This window comes from Chromohalobacter sp. HP20-39 (assembly GCF_033052815.1).
In the GTDB taxonomy this organism is placed as follows: domain Bacteria; phylum Pseudomonadota; class Gammaproteobacteria; order Pseudomonadales; family Halomonadaceae; genus Chromohalobacter.
The window spans coordinates 1-524 of record NZ_JAWHTP010000105.1 but is presented as its reverse complement, the minus strand read 5'-3'; the positions used below and the strand labels follow the sequence as shown (position 1 = coordinate 524).

Here is a 524-nt window from a genome sequence, read left to right as displayed (position 1 = left end):
CTCGGGCAAAGGCTTGCGCCAGCTCCAGCGCCACCACCGACGAGCCGATTACGGCAAGGCGTTCGGGAATGGTGTCGCTCGCCAGGGCCTCGGTGGAAGTCCAGTAGGGTGACTCTTTCAAGCCCGGAATCGGCGGGACCGCCGGGCTGGCACCCGTGGCGACCAGGCAGCGGTCGAACATCACGACGCGCTCGCCACCCTCGTTCAAACGGACGGTAAGGCTCTGGTCGTCCTTGAAGCGCGCCTCACCGTGCACAACGGTGATGGCCGGATTACCGCCCAGGATGCCTTCGTACTTGGCGTGCCGCAGTTCGTCGACGCGGGCCTGCTGCTGGGCCAGCAGCTTACTGCGGTCAATCGTAGGCACAGTTGCCGCAATACCGCCATCGAACGGGCTTTCCCGGCGCAGATGGGCGATGTGGGCGGCGCGGATCATGATCTTGGACGGCACACAGCCGACATTGACGCAGGTGCCGCCGATGGTGCCGCGCTCGATCAGCGTGACCTGCGCGCCTTGCTCGACG

General features: G+C 66.0%; 1 protein-coding gene. It reads right to left on the bottom strand.

The window, feature by feature from the left end:
• On the bottom strand, positions 1–524 hold a 524-nt coding region (locus RVY79_RS17150), incomplete at both ends, for an FAD-dependent oxidoreductase (RefSeq protein ID WP_317465679.1).